Origin of the sequence: Streptomyces palmae (assembly GCF_004684805.1) — a bacterium.
Taxonomy (GTDB): domain Bacteria; phylum Actinomycetota; class Actinomycetes; order Streptomycetales; family Streptomycetaceae; genus Streptomyces; species Streptomyces palmae.
The window spans coordinates 1-13,636 of record NZ_SRID01000179.1 but is presented as its reverse complement, the minus strand read 5'-3'; the positions used below and the strand labels follow the sequence as shown (position 1 = coordinate 13,636).

The following is a 13,636-nucleotide window of genomic DNA, read 5'->3' as shown; positions in this document are numbered from 1 at the left end:
CCCCCATCCCCCGTGAGGGCCTGGCCCCCCGTGCCGTGGCCTGCGCCGGAGGCGGTCGCGGTGGAGCCTCCGGCGTCCGGGGCCACCGGCGGCGCGGCGGTGTGCGGCAGCGGTGGTGGTGCGTACTGCTGGGCGTGCAGCGCGGCCTGTGCCCCGTGGGTGTCGCCCAACTGCCGCCACAGCACCACGGCCTCGGCCAGCAGGACCGCGGAGATGACCCGCCGGCCGGTCAGCAGGGTGCGGATGCCTTCCTCATGGGTGAAGTAGGCCATGGCGTTCCGGTCGCCCGCACGCTCGGCGGCGACCCAGCCGCGACCGAGCAGCCGGCCCCAGGCGCCGAACCGCAGGGAGCGGGCCAGGGCGGGCGAGGCGGCCCGGGTGACCCGTACCGCCAGATCGGGGCGGTCGGCCGACTCGGCCAGCTCCGCCGCCCGCTCCAGGGCCCGGCTGTACGCGGCCACCTGGGCCGGTGTCGTCGTCGGCTGGGTCGCCCAGCGGGTGAGATGGTCGCAGAGCCGCTCGATGGAGAAGGGCTCGGACACCCTCTGCCGCAGCGCGCCCGCGACGTCCGGCGCGCAGCGGTACCCGGTCTCCGAGACCACGGCCAGGCCGAGGTCGGCCAGGCGACCGCAGAGCGCGTCCGGGTCCGGCACGTCGGTCAGCTCCCCGATGTGGGGCGCCCCCAACTCGGCGTCCCCCAGCGTGGCCAGGAGGTGCAGGGTGCTCATCGCCGCCGTGTCGAGCTGGTCGAAGAGGAGCGGCAGCAGTTCCGCGATCGTCCCGGGCCTGGGCAGCTCCGATTCCCCTGAGGCGTGGAACCGGGCGAGCCCGGCGGCCCGGAGCAGCAGCAGGGGCCGGCCGTGGGCGGCGCGCCAGAGGTCGTCGCCGACCGGGAGCTCGCTCTCCCGCAGCGGGCGCCGCAGTTCCCGGGCGAGCAGGGCCAGGCCGGCCTCGCGGTCCAGGCCCCTCACCTCCAGCGCGGTGCCCTCGCCGAGCAGCGAGCGGTCCTCGCCGGCGAAGACGAAGGTCGCGTCCGGGGCCGCGTCGGAGAGTTCCCTGAGCTGTTCGTGGGTCAGGTCGGCGTTGTCCATGTAGACGGTGATCCGCACTCCGGCCATCAGCCGCCGCAGCTCGGCGGGCGAGGGTGCGTAGTCCGTGGCCGTGTAGCAGGCTTCGAACAGCTCCTGGGCCAGATCGCCGACCTCCCGGTGGGTGGCGGTCAGGAACAGCACGCCGTCCGGCCCCGGGTCGATCGCGCGGGCCGCGTACCGCAACAGCGTGCTCTTGCCCACCCCGGGCGGCCCGAACAGCTGCACAAGGCCACCGGCCCGGACGGCGTCGGCCAGCGCGGTGAACTCGGCATCCCGGCCCACCGGCTGGGGCAGTCGCCGCGGCAGCAGCTCGACCCGGTCCCTGCGCACCGGCCGGGGGCGTTCCCGCTCGGTCCGCAGGGTCACGGTCGAACCGTGCCGCGCGTCGATCACCACATTGTGATCGCCCGCGACCACCGGCCCCGCGGCGTTCCCCCCGATGTCGATCCGGTACCCGTGGGATCCGCCCCCGCCAGGAGCGTTCCCGCCGGCACCGGCCGCCGCTCCGTCAGCCCCATCGGCCATGTCGCTCCCGCCTCTCCCGGTCGCGAGGAGTACGACCTCCCTCGACGCTAGCGACCGGGGTGGGCGCCGATCTCGTCAAACGACGGTTTCCGCACAACTGCCGCACCGGACGGACATCTCATCCGCCCCTCGCCGCGGGCGCCGGCCGGCGCGCCCTCAGTCGAAGGCGAGGCCGGCCAGGCGGGCGAGGTCGTCGACCCTGATGGTCCGGTAGCCGGTGGACACCACGCCGCTGTCGCGCAGTCTGCGCAGCGCCCGGTGCACGGTGGGCTCCGCGGCGCCGGAGAGGGTGGCCAGCTCGGGCTGGGTAAGCGGCCAGCGGATCACCGCGCCGCGGCCGGACCGCTCCCCGTAGGTCATCGCGATCTGGTGGAGCACCCGGGCCAGCCTGGTGAAGGAGTCGCACCCGGTGAAGTCGACGCGGTGGGTGTTGGCGGCACGGAGTTTGGTCACGATGGAGGTGTTGACCGCGTGGGCGATGCCGGGGTTCCGCCGCACGCAGTCGAGGAAGTCGCCGCGGGTGACCATCCGGGCGGCGACCGGCCCGCAGGTGGTGACCGTGGCGGAGCGGGGGCGGCCGTCCACCGCGGCGAACTCGCCGACCAGGTCCCCGCCCATCCGGACCGCCAGCAGGGCGTCCCGGCCGTCGTGGGCGCGTCCCGTCGCCTTGACCACGCCGTCGAGGAGGACCAGTACGAAGCCGGTCTCCTCCGCTTCCCGCATGAGCACCCGGTCCGCCTCGTACCGCACCTGGGCGCCGAGGCCGAGCAGCCGGTCCCGCCCCTCCGGAGGCAGGCCGCCGAGCAGGCTCGCCGGCGGCCAGGCCCAGGCGTTCCGCGGCCTGCGACCGCCCGTGCCCAGGCCCGTACTCCTGCCGTCCGTACTCCTGCCGTCCATGGATGCCGCACCCCCGCCCACGCAGGACTCACCGCCGGCCCCATTGTCCACCTGCCGCACCCCGCCGGCGCCGTGTTCGCCGGTGCCGGTGCCGGCGGAGCGGCGGCCGTCGGGCGGATCCGATCATTCGACGGGATGTCGATCTCGGTCCCGGGCCATGCTGGTCGCGGGGCACGAGGGGTTCCGAGGCGACGGGCGCGGCCGGACACTGGGCGTCCCTGCCCCGCTCCAGGAGGTGCGTATGGAATCGGAGTTGGCGTACAGGTCCGTGCTGGCCGTGGACATCGAGCACTCGGCGGGCCGCGGCAACGCGGCGTTCTGGCGGATCCGCGAGGTGCTCTCGGCGGCACTCCGTTCGTCGTTCGAGCGCGGCGGGATCGACTGGGAGGCATGTCTCCGGGACGACCTCGGGGACGGGTTCCGGGTCGTTCCGCCACCCGGGGTTCCGAAGGCGGCCCTGATCCACCCCCTGGTGCCCGAGCTCTCGGCCCGGCTCGCCGCCCACAACCGCATGGCGGGGCCGTCGACCCGGGTCCGGGTGCGGATGGCGCTGCACGCCGGCGACGTCCGCCTCGGGCCCTCGGGCGAGGTCACCGGCTACCCGCTGGAGGTCCTCGCCAGGCTGCTCGACGCGGCGCCGCTGCGGACCGCCCTGGCGCGGGCCCCGGAATCCGTCGCCGTCGCGCTCCTCGTCTCCCGGCACTTCCACGACGAGACGGTTCGGCACGGCTATCCAGGAATCGATCCGGAGTCCTTCCGCGAGGTCGCCATCAACGAGAAGGAGCACTCCGCGGACGCCTGGCTCCATCTGCCCGGCCACCCGGCCGCGCCACCCTCACCTACCCGGGACCAGGCCACCGGCGAGCGGGCCGGTCGCGAACAGGCCGCCGGCGAAGGGGACGACGGCGGCAAGCGGACCGGCGACAGGCAGACCGGCGGCCGGGCGACGATGGTCAACAAGGCCTCGGGGAACGGCGTCGTCTACGCGACGCAGAACGGCACGACGAACATCCACATCACCGGACGGCCGTGAGGGAGCGCCCGTGAACGATGAACTGACCGCCCTGGCCCAGGCGGGAGCCGTGGCCGTGGTGGCGGCGATGGCCACGGAGCTGTGGCAGAGCACCAGGGACACCGTCCTCGGCCTCTTCCAGCGGGCCGCCCCGGGCCGCCGGACGGCGATCGAAGCCCAACTCGACAGCAACGCCACCCTGGTACGCGCCACCGCACCCTCCGACGACCTCCGGCAGGCGCTGCACGGCTTCTGGACCCGGGAGCTGGCCGGGCTGCTGCGCAGCGATCCCACCTGCCGCGAGCCCCTCGCCCGGCTGGCCGCCGAGGTGGGGCGCGCCCTGCCGGACGGCCGCCGGGCCCCCGTCCTGACCCAGACGAACACCGCCCACGACTCCGCGGAGGTCTTCGCCGTACAAGGGGGCGACCTGCACATCCACCGACGTGACCGGGACGGGGCCGCGCCGGGAGCGGAGTGAGCGGAGCCGTCGGGTCACCCCGGCTGGTGGTCCGTGATCCGGCCCTCCTCCAGGGTGATCCGGGTGCCGGTGAAGCGGGAGCGGGTGCGGCGGTCGTGGGTGACCATCACCAGCGCACCCGGGTAGTCGGCCAGGGCCGCCTCCATCTCCTCCACCAGGGCGGGCGACAGATGGTTGGTGGGCTCGTCCAGCAGCAGCAGATCCACCGGTTCGGTCACCAGCCGGGCCAGCTCGATCCGGCGGCGCTGGCCGTGCGACAGCTCCCCCACCCGCAGCCGCAGGTCGGAGGGGCTGAACAGGCCGAGCGACAGCAGCCGTTCGGTGTGCTCGGCCGGGTCGCCCGCCCGCTCCAGGGCGTACGCCTGCGGCACGGTGAGCCCCGGTGGCCAGGGAGTCTCCTCCTGCCGCAGGTGCCCCACCCGTCCCTGGACCCGTACCGAGCCCTCGTCCGGCGGCAGTTCTCCGGCCAGCACCCGCAGCAGGGTGCTCTTGCCGGCGCCGTTGGGGCCGGTCACCAGCAACCGCTCGCCGGGCCGGACGCGCAGGGCGGGCACCCGGAGGCGGTCGGCGACCCGTACGCCGAGGAGTTCGGCGACAGGTTCGGCGGGCGCTGGGGTGGCGGGACCCGTTCCCTCGGCGGTCGGCACCGGGCCGCCGGCCGGGTCGGAATCGGCGGAACCGGCGGAACCGGGGGACACAGTCTGCTCGCGGACCGCTTCCGCGGTGTCCGCGGTGGCGATGCGCGCGGTGAAGACCAGTGGCTCCGGCGGTGGGGCGACCGGGTTGGCGGTCAGGCGCTCGATCCGTTCCTTGGCGTTGCGGATGCGGACCATCGCGCCGTGCCCCCGCCCCCGGGTGCGGAATCCCCCGTGGCCGAAGACCGCGAGCGGCAGCTTGCGCGGGATGCCGTCCAGCCGGATCGCCTGGGACTCGGACAGCCGCCGGTTGCGGTCCAGTTCCTCGCGCCACTCCTCGTACTCCCGCAACCGGCGGCGGCGTTCGGCGGCCTTGGCGGAGAGGTAGCCGGGGTAGCCGTCCCCGTAGCGGGTCACCCGGCCGGCGTCCACCTCCAGGATGGTGGTGGTGAGCCGCTCCAGGAACACCCGGTCGTGGGTGACCGCCAGGACCGTGCCCCGGTGGGCGCGCAGATGGCCCTCCAGCCAGCTCACGGCCTGGTCGTCCAGGTGGTTGGTCGGCTCGTCCAACAGCAGCAGTTCGGGGTCGGCCGCCAGGGTGGCGGCCAGTGCCAGCCGGGACCGCTCGCCGCCGGACAGCGTGCCCAGCCGCCGGTCGCGGGCCAGGCCCGGCAGCCCCAGGCCGTGCAGGGCGAGTTCCACCCTGGCGTCGGCCTGGTAGCCGTCGCGTGCCTCGTACCGTGCCACCAGCCCGGCGTATTCGGCGAGCGCCGCGTCCAGCCGGGCCGGCGCCCCGGCCAGTTCGGCCTCGGCCCGGCGCATCGCCGCCTCGAGTTCCCGCAGTTCGGCCAGTGCCAGGTCGACGGCGTCCTGCACGGTGGCCTGGGGCGGCAGCTCCAGGGTCTGGGCGAGATAGCCGGTGCCGCCGGGCGCGACCACGGTCAGCTCGCCGTTGTCGGGCCGCTGCCGCCCGGCGATGATGCGCAGCAGCGTGGACTTGCCCGACCCGTTGTCCCCGATGACGCCGACCTTCTCCCCGGGCCGGACGGTGAGGGACACCTGGTCCAGGACCAGGTTTTCGTCGTAGCGCTGGGTGATGCCGTGGAGTGTGAGTTGTGCGGTGTGCATGGGAATGCCCCCTGTGCCCCTGGGATTCGGCCGCGGCATCCCTGGCATGCGGGGGCGGCCGGACGGAAAAGGATCGATGACTCCGCGCGCGGGGCGTACCTGGGGACCGAACGGTCAGCGGGGGTACCGGCACACGGAGGGGCGCGGCGACGGCGGAGCGGTGCTCAACGCGGTCCCGCGCACGGCGATCACAGAGTTCCCATGCGGCATACCGTAGGAGCCGGCGGTCGCCCCGGCAAGCCGATTACGGCTCCGACGCCGTGTGTTGGGGGCTCAGCACAGGCAGGATGGCGCGATGACCGATGGAAAGATACGCCAGGGGCCGAACGCCGAGCCGGCGGAGAGATCGCCGAAGGAACCGGCCGCCCGGGTGAAGGCGGAGGCGGCGGAAGCCACCGGCGCCGAGCGTGCGGAGACCGCCGTAGAGGCGGAGCCCACCGCATCCACCACCTCCACCCCATCCGCGAGGGACGAAGCGCGCGCGGCGGGCGGCGGTCGGGGGACCTGGCGTGCCGTCGTGCGGCGGTGGCGCAGTCCGCGGCTCAAGTGGCCCAAGCGGATCGCGCTGGCACTGGTACTGGTGCTGGTGGTGCCGGTGATCGCGGCCGGGGTGGCGCTGCGCCTGCTGTACGCGGGCGACCTCCAGGAGGGCACCCGGACTCGGGGCAAGGACGCGGTCTGGCTGGGGCACGCCTGGGTGGACGGCCGCAAGGGCGAGCGGGAACTGGCCGACCTGGTGCGGCGGATCCGGGGCACCGGGATCCGGGACCTGTATGTGCACGCCGGTCCGCTGGAGCACGACGGCACCCTGCCGCCCGCCGTCTACCGCGACTCCGACTGGCTGATCCGCGCGGTACACCGGGAGTTGCCCGGCGTACGGGTGCAGGCCTGGCTGGGCGACCTGCTGGCCACCGAGGGGCCGGAGGGCATGCGGCTGTCGGACCCCCGGGTCCGGCGGGAGATCAAGGACTCGGCCCGGCAGGTGCTGGACGCCGGCTTCGAGGGCGTGCACTTCGACCTGGAGCCGCTGCACACCGGTGACCAGGACTATCTGGCGCTGCTGGACGACGTACGGGCGCTCACCCGATCCCGGAAGGCCCCGCTGTCGGTGGCGGCGCACAAGATCAACCCGCTGCCCGGGCAGCACCGGGTGAGCCGCCTGTTCACCGGGAGGCCCCGGTTCTGGACGCAGGACTACTTCGGCCAGGTCGCCCGGCGGGTGGACCAGATCGCGGTGATGTCGTACGACACCGGCATGCCGTGGGAGAGCCTGTACGGCGGCTATGTGGCCCACCAGACGGCGCTGGCCCTGGAGGCGACGCCGCCCACCACCGATCTGCTGATGGGACTGCCCGCCTACCACACGAACGACGCGGGCCACCGCGCCTCGGCCGAGACGGTGCGCGCGGCGGTCCGCGGAACCCGCCTGGGGCTGGGCCGCGAGGACCGGGACCGGCGGCGGTTCGGGGTGGCGCTGTACGTGGACTTCGCGGCGACGGAGGCGGACTGGACCGCCTACCGGAAGGGATGGGGGCGCCTCTGAGATCCGCCGAACGGCCCGCATCCGTCGGACGGACCGAACCCCCGGCCCGCCCCGCTGGACGGATCGAACCCGCCGAACGGACCGCGCCGGCGGCCCGCCCCCGCCGCACGGCCGGACCGCCCCGGGCCGCACGCCACCCGTCGACCCGGTCGCACCGACCGTCGGTGCGAGGGGGACCGACCGTGCAAGGGCTGTTTCGGTGGGGACGCGGGCTATACAGTCCCCGCATGATCGACAGTGACAGACGCGGGGGGCGGCGCGCCCGGCTGTCGGCGCCCGCCGCCGGCCTGATGCTCTGCGCCGCCGCGCTGGCCCTCACGGCCTGCGCCGGAGGCGGTACGACCCCCGCGTCCGACCGGGACACCCCCACGCACTCGGCCCCCGCCGCCCGGCCGAGCGGTGCCCCGAGCGATCCCGCCGCGGGCGGGCCGGCTCCGTCCCCGACGTCCCGTCTGACCACCAGTGTCACCCTGCCGCCCCCGAAGCCTGGGCAGTCCTGCGCCCAGGAAGGCACGTACCGCATGCGGCTCAAGGACGACGAGGTGTACATCTGCCGCAACGGCCACTGGCAGTCCGTCGGAGCCGTCCACGGTCTGCCGACCACCGCCGCGCCCCACCGGTGACGGACCCGGCCCCTCGGGTGGCGACCGATGCGCCGCACCGGTCGGACCGCTGGTCAGGAGGGGGTGCGGGTGGTGGCCAGCAGGCGTTCGGTGTCCTCGGGGCCGATCATGAGCGCCCGACCGACGGTCTCCAGCACCGCGCGCTCGGCCGGCCGGTACGGTCCGTCCGCGACCGCGATGCGAGCGCCCTGGAGCAGGATGTTCTCGCGGCCCGCCGGGGCCAGGTGCGGGGCCAGCGGTTCCAGGGCCTCGTGCAGTTCTATCGCCAGGGCGGTGCCGGCGTACATCTCCCAGGGCGTCTCGCGCGGCGGGTCCAGCGGGGCGGGTACGTCATGGGCGCCGGGCAGCCGCCCGGTGTCCGCGGCCAGCGCCGCGATCAGGGTGAGCAGCTGCTCCTCGTCGCAGTCGGAGAAGCCGGCGGCCCGGACCGCGCCGACCGCTGCCTGCCGCACCGGTCGGGCCTCGGTGCCGCCCGCGGCGAGGACCGCCAGCGTGACGGTGTGCACCGCGTCCCGCAGCATCGCGGAGAAGCGGGTGGTGGTGGGATGGTCGAGGGCTTCGGTGCCGAAGCGGTGGTGGCAGGAGGTGCACTCGACCACCGGGGCGACATGGCCGCGGGGCAGCAGGGGCAGGCCCAGGACCACCAGGTGCCGCCGTCCGGTGCGGCGGGCGTAGTTGCGGTCCCCGCCGCAGCCGGGGCAGTAGAACTCTCCGTCGCCCACGGTCTTCCACAGGGTGCGGACCCCCAGCACGCGCAGGTCCCTTACGCGTGGGCTGTGCGCGTTCACTCCGGGCACCTCCATCACTCCCGCGACCCTTCGGGCACGGGGGCACCCACAGGGCGGCGTCGTCGCGTGAACGTGATGTTAACCACATGGCATATGTGTCGTCAGCACCGCGTAGGGAGACAACAGGCCAAAGGTCGGGGCCCCGACCGGCGCCGGGCGGCGGTCGGGGCCCCGTACGGGTGAGTGGGGTCAGCGGCCCGCTCGGTTGACCGCCGAGACGACGGCCTTGAGCGAGGAGCGGGTGGTGTTGGCGTCGATACCGATGCCCCACAGCACCTTGCCGTCGATCGCGCACTCGATGTACGAGGCGGCCTGTGCGCTGGCACCCTCACTCATCGTGTGCTCCTGGTAGTCCAGCACCCGGGCGTCCACGCCGATGGCGGCCAGGGCGTCGATGAACGCGGAGATCGGACCGTTTCCGGAGCCGGTCAGCACGGTCTCGGCGCCGTCCACCACCGCCTGCACGGTGAGCGTGTCCAGACCGTCCTGCTCGGTGGTGGTCTGACCGGTTCGCAGCTGGATCCTGCCCCAGGGGTTGTCCGGGTTCGGCAGGTATTCGTCCTGGAAGACGGACCAGATCTGGGCCGGGGTGACCTCGCCGCCCTCGGCGTCGGTCTTGGCCTGAATCGTCTTGGAGAACTCGATCTGCATCCGGCGCGGCAGGTCCAGCTTGTGGTCGTTCTTCAGGACGTAGGCGATACCGCCCTTGCCGGACTGCGAGTTGACCCGGATGACCGCCTCGTAGGAGCGGCCCACGTCCTTGGGGTCGATGGGCAGGTACGGTACCGCCCACTCGATCTCGTCCACCGAGGTGCCCCGGGCGGCGGCGTCCGCCTCCATCGCCTCGAAGCCCTTCTTGATGGCGTCCTGGTGGGAGCCGGAGAAGGCGGTGTAGACCAGGTCGCCCGCGTAGGGGTGGCGCGGGTGGACCTCCATCTGGTTGCAGTACTCGGCGGTCCGGCGGATCTCGTCGATCTGCGAGAAGTCGATCTGCGGGTCCACGCCCTGGCTGAACAGGTTCATGCCCAGGGTGACCAGGTCCACGTTGCCGGTGCGCTCGCCCTGTCCGAACAGGCAGCCCTCGACCCGGTCCGCGCCCGCCATGACGGCCAGCTCCGCGGCGGCCACCGCGGTCCCCCGGTCGTTGTGCGGGTGGGCCGACAGGCAGACGAACTCCCGCCGGGACAGGTGGCGGGACATCCACTCGAAGCGGTCGGCGTGGGTGGAGGGGGTGGAGCGCTCCACCGTGGCGGGCAGGTTGAGGATGATCTCGCGGCCCTCCTCGGGCTGCCAGACGTCCATCACCCCCTCGCAGACCTCCAGCGCGAAGTCCAGCTCGGTGTCGGTGAAGATCTCCGGGCTGTACTGGTAGCCGAAGGCGGTCCGGTCGTCCAGGATCTTCTCCGCGTACGCCATCACCAGCCGGGTGCCGTCCACCGCGATCTGCTTGACCTGCTCCCGGGAGCCGCGGAAGACCACCCGGCGGAAGACCGGGGCGGTGGCGTTGTACAGGTGGACGGTCGCCCGGTGCGCGCCGCGCAGCGATTCGACGGTGCGCTCGATCAGCTCCTCGCGCGCCTGGGTCAGCACCGAGATGGTCACGTCCTCCGGGATCGCGTCCTCTTCGATGATGGAGCGCACGAAGTCGAAGTCGGTCTGGCCGGAGGAGGGGAAGCCGACCTCGATCTCCTTGTAGCCCATGCGGACCAGCAGGTCGAACATCTCCCGCTTGCGGGCCGGTGACATCGGGTCGATCAGCGCCTGGTTGCCGTCCCGCAGGTCGGTGGAGAGCCAGCGGGGGGCGGCCGTGATGCGCCGGTCCGGCCAGGTGCGGTCGGGGATGTCCACGGCCTCGTACCGGCCGTACTTGTGGATCGGCATCCGGGAGGGGCGCTGGGTGACGGTCGCCGCGGTGATGGGCGTGGGGCGGCCGACGGAGTTCGCGGAGGGCTCGGAAGAGGCGTTCATCTGCGCTGTGGCTCCTGCTGTCGAAGATCATCGACGGCCGACGGTGGGCAACACCGGACTCCGCGGGGAGGGGGTCGGCCTCGACTACAGGCCCTCACCGCGGCAGCTAAGGAGAAGCAGACCGAAACGCATGATGGACAGACCCTAACGCAGGCGGCCGAGGGGTGGTCGTGTCGTTTCAGTATGCGGGACGGGCTTCGAGTCATCCCACTGACGTGAGGAATCACTCGAAATCAGCAATGACTCACCTGGATGCTGACAGTACGCATATCCGGTGCCACATTGCGTCATATGAATGCCATGAACCCGGTCTTCTGCACGATCGTGCCGCCCCACCTGCTGGACAAGCTGGCGCGTTCCGACGATCCCGCCCGGCATCTGCCCGCCCGCCGCACCCTGGAGCACGACGCCCGCCAGCGCACCCGGCGCCGCCTCACCGCCGCCCGGACCCTGGCCCCCACCAGTCGCGCCGACGCCGAAGAGCAGCCCAAGCGCACCATCTACGACGCCCAGCACACCGAGACCCTGCCCGGCGAGAAGGTGCACGACGAGGGCGACGGCCCGTCCCAGGACGCCACCGTCAACCGCGCGCACGCCGGCCTGGGCGCCACCTTCGAGCTCTACCTGAAGGTGTACCAGCGCAACTCCATCGACGGCGCCGGCCTGCCGCTGGACGCCACCGTCCACTACGGGGAGGGCTACAACAACGCCTTCTGGGACGGCGAGCGGATGGTCTTCGGTGACGGCGACGGCGAGATCTTCCTGGACTTCACCCTTCCGGTGGACGTCATCGGCCACGAGCTCACCCACGGCGTCACCCAGTACACCGCCAACCTGGAGTACTACGGCCAGTCCGGCGCCCTCAACGAGTCCGTCTCCGATGTCTTCGGCTCGCTGATCAAGCAGTACTCGCTCACCCAGACGGCCGACCAGGCCGACTGGCTGATCGGCGCCGGGCTCCTCGCGCCGGACGTCACCGGGGTGGCGCTGCGCTCCCTGAAGGCGCCGGGCACCGCCTACGACGACGACGTACTGGGCAAGGACCCGCAGCCCGCCCACATGGACGACTACGTCGAGAGCAGCCAGGACAACGGCGGAGTGCACATCAACTCCGGCATCCCCAACCACGCCTTCTACCTGCTCGCCACCGAGCTGGGCGGCCAGGCATGGGAGCGCGCCGGGCAGATCTGGTACGACGTGCTCACCGGCGGCGAGCTGGCCTCCGACGCGGACTTCGCCGACTTCGCCCGGCTGACCCTCGCCGCCGCGGAGAGCCGCTACGGCGACGGGGACGAGCGCAAGGCCGTCCGCGACGCGTGGACGGGCGTGGGCGTGGACCTCGGCTGACCGAGGAGGAGCACGGGTGGCCGGTGGCGAGGCTGTCGGCCGATGGCCAGAGGTGGCCGGTGACCAGGGTGGCCGATGTCCGCGGTCGGCCGTTGACCGCCGGGGCGCGGCTCTCCGGCCGCCGGTCCGCCGCCCTGCCGGCTGCGGCCGGGCCGGGCGCGTACCCCGGGGGCTTCCGGGGGCCGAAACCGGGCCCCTCGGCCGCCGTGTCCCGGACGGGGGGCTGCGCGGACCGCCGGAGCGGGGAAGGATGGGGCCATGCGTATCTGTGTGACCCGCTCCGGCGGATTCGCCGGTATCGAGCGTCGGGCCGAGCTGGACACCGCCGGCCGCCCGGACGCCAAGCACCTGGAGGCCCTGGCCCACCTCGCGGTGGAGACCAGTGCCGGCGCCGGCTCCCGGGGCGTACCCGACGGCTTCCGCTACGAGATCACGGTGGACGGCCGCACCACCCACTGCGCCGACCCGCGGCTCAGCGACGCCCAGCGCGAGCTGGTCCGCACGGTGCTCAAACAGGGCGCCTGAGAGGGCCGGGCCGGGCGGCGTCCCGGTCCGGCTGCTCCGGCCTGGCCCGCTGCGGTCAGAAGCCCAGCTTGCGCAGCTGCTTGGGGTCGCGCTGCCAGTCCTTGGCCACCTTGACGTGCAGGTCCAGGAAGACCGGCGTGCCCAGCAGCGCCTCGATGTGCTTGCGGGACTTGGTGCCGACCTCCTTGAGCCGCTGGCCCTTGGGGCCGATGATGATCCCCTTCTGGCTGGGCCGCTCGATGTAGACATTGGCGTGGATGTCCAGCAGCGGGCGGTCGGCGGGGCGGCCCTCGCGCGGCAGCATCTCCTCCACCACCACCGCGATGGAGTGCGGAAGCTCGTCCCGCACGCCCTCCAGGGCGGCCTCCCGGATCAGTTCCGCGACCATGACCTGCTCCGGCTCGTCGGTCAGATCGCCCTCGGGGTAGAGCGGCGGGCTCTCCGGCAGCAGCGGGATCAGCAGGTCCGCCAGCAGCCCGACCTGGCCGGCGCGCTCGGCCGAGGCACCGCCGCCCGCCGTCTCCGCGTCGACGGCCGACACCGGGATGATCTCCGCCCACTCGATGCCCAGCTCCTTGCCGAGCCGGTCCACCGCGATCAGCTGCTCGGCGAGCCGCTTGGAGTCGACCAGGTCGGTCTTGGTGACGATGGCGATCTTGGGGGTCTTCTTGATGCCGGCCAGCTCGGTGGCGATGTAGCGGTCACCCGGGCCGAGCTTCTGGTCGGCGGGCAGACAGAAACCGATCACGTCCACCTCGGCCCAGGTGGTGCGGACGACGTCGTTCAGCCGCTCGCCCAGCAGGGTGCGCGGCTTGTGCAGACCGGGCGTGTCCACCAGCACCAGCTGTGCGTCGGGCCGGTGCACGATGCCCCGCACGGTGTGCCGGGTGGTCTGCGGACGGTTGGAGGTGATCGCCACCTTCGTCCCCACCAGGGCGTTGGTCAGGGTCGACTTGCCCGCGTTGGGGCGGCCGACGAAGCACGCGAAGCCCGCGCGGTGCGGGCCCCGGGGGGTGGAGGCAGGAGCTGTCATGCCGCCCATTCTCCCCGATCCCGCCGCCCCGACCGACCAGACC

General features: G+C 73.3%; 12 protein-coding genes. 6 read left to right on the top strand and 6 right to left on the bottom strand.

Annotated elements, in window-relative coordinates; genetic code table 11:
* Both E4099_RS18880 and E4099_RS18875 read right to left on the bottom strand, forming a co-directional pair.
* On the bottom strand, positions 1-1,457 hold a 1,457-nt coding region (locus E4099_RS18880), incomplete at its 3' end, for an ATP-binding protein (protein ID WP_135340274.1).
* Positions 1,458-1,772: 315 nt separating this feature from the next.
* The gene (locus tag E4099_RS18875; RefSeq protein WP_245244985.1) at positions 1,773-2,564 is read right to left on the bottom strand and encodes a Crp/Fnr family transcriptional regulator; all 792 of its coding nucleotides are present in this window, start codon (positions 2,562-2,564) and stop codon (positions 1,773-1,775) included.
* 190 nt (positions 2,565-2,754) lie between these two features.
* Between E4099_RS18875 and E4099_RS18870 the strand changes: the two genes are divergently transcribed.
* Together E4099_RS18870 and E4099_RS18865 are read left to right on the top strand one after the other, a co-directional pair.
* A complete protein-coding gene (locus tag E4099_RS18870) occupies positions 2,755-3,546 on the top strand; it encodes a hypothetical protein (RefSeq protein ID WP_135340273.1) in 792 nt (263 codons plus the stop codon).
* Positions 3,547-3,556: 10 nt separating this feature from the next.
* The gene (locus tag E4099_RS18865) at positions 3,557-4,003 is read left to right on the top strand and encodes a hypothetical protein (RefSeq protein ID WP_135340272.1); all 447 of its coding nucleotides are present in this window, start codon (positions 3,557-3,559) and stop codon (positions 4,001-4,003) included.
* A 14-nt stretch (positions 4,004-4,017) separates the two neighbouring features.
* Here the strand turns inward: E4099_RS18865 and E4099_RS18860 are convergent, their stop codons facing one another.
* On the bottom strand, positions 4,018-5,766 hold the full coding sequence (locus E4099_RS18860) for an ABC-F family ATP-binding cassette domain-containing protein (protein WP_135340271.1): 1,749 nt from the start codon (positions 5,764-5,766) through the stop codon (positions 4,018-4,020).
* A gap of 295 nt (positions 5,767-6,061) precedes the next feature.
* On the opposite strand from E4099_RS18860, the gene E4099_RS18855 reads away from it, so the two are divergent.
* A complete protein-coding gene (locus E4099_RS18855) occupies positions 6,062-7,309 on the top strand; it encodes a glycoside hydrolase family 18 protein (protein WP_135340270.1) in 1,248 nt (415 codons plus the stop codon).
* A gap of 227 nt (positions 7,310-7,536) precedes the next feature.
* A complete protein-coding gene (locus E4099_RS18850) occupies positions 7,537-7,932 on the top strand; it encodes a hypothetical protein (protein WP_135340269.1) in 396 nt (131 codons plus the stop codon).
* A gap of 53 nt (positions 7,933-7,985) precedes the next feature.
* Here the strand turns inward: E4099_RS18850 and E4099_RS18845 are convergent, their stop codons facing one another.
* Together E4099_RS18845 and leuA are read right to left on the bottom strand one after the other, a co-directional pair.
* Positions 7,986-8,735 (bottom strand): TerB family tellurite resistance protein, encoded by a 750-nt coding sequence (locus E4099_RS18845; protein ID WP_135340268.1) that lies wholly within the window; start codon positions 8,733-8,735, stop codon positions 7,986-7,988.
* Between the two features lie 174 nt (positions 8,736-8,909).
* The gene (gene leuA, locus E4099_RS18840; RefSeq protein ID WP_135340267.1) at positions 8,910-10,688 is read right to left on the bottom strand and encodes a 2-isopropylmalate synthase; all 1,779 of its coding nucleotides are present in this window, start codon (positions 10,686-10,688) and stop codon (positions 8,910-8,912) included.
* Positions 10,689-10,979: 291 nt separating this feature from the next.
* Between leuA and E4099_RS18835 the strand changes: the two genes are divergently transcribed.
* Positions 10,980-12,035: a M4 family metallopeptidase gene (locus tag E4099_RS18835; protein WP_135340266.1), complete on the top strand. Its 1,056-nt coding sequence runs from the start codon at positions 10,980-10,982 to the stop codon at positions 12,033-12,035.
* A 258-nt stretch (positions 12,036-12,293) separates the two neighbouring features.
* Positions 12,294-12,560: a protealysin inhibitor emfourin gene (locus E4099_RS18830; protein ID WP_135340265.1), complete on the top strand. Its 267-nt coding sequence runs from the start codon at positions 12,294-12,296 to the stop codon at positions 12,558-12,560.
* 55 nt (positions 12,561-12,615) lie between these two features.
* Here E4099_RS18830 and era read toward each other — a convergent pair whose 3' ends face one another.
* Entirely contained in the window at positions 12,616-13,593 is a 978-nt protein-coding gene (era, locus tag E4099_RS18825) for a GTPase Era (protein ID WP_135340264.1), read from the bottom strand.
* Positions 13,594-13,636: the final 43 nt, after the last annotated feature.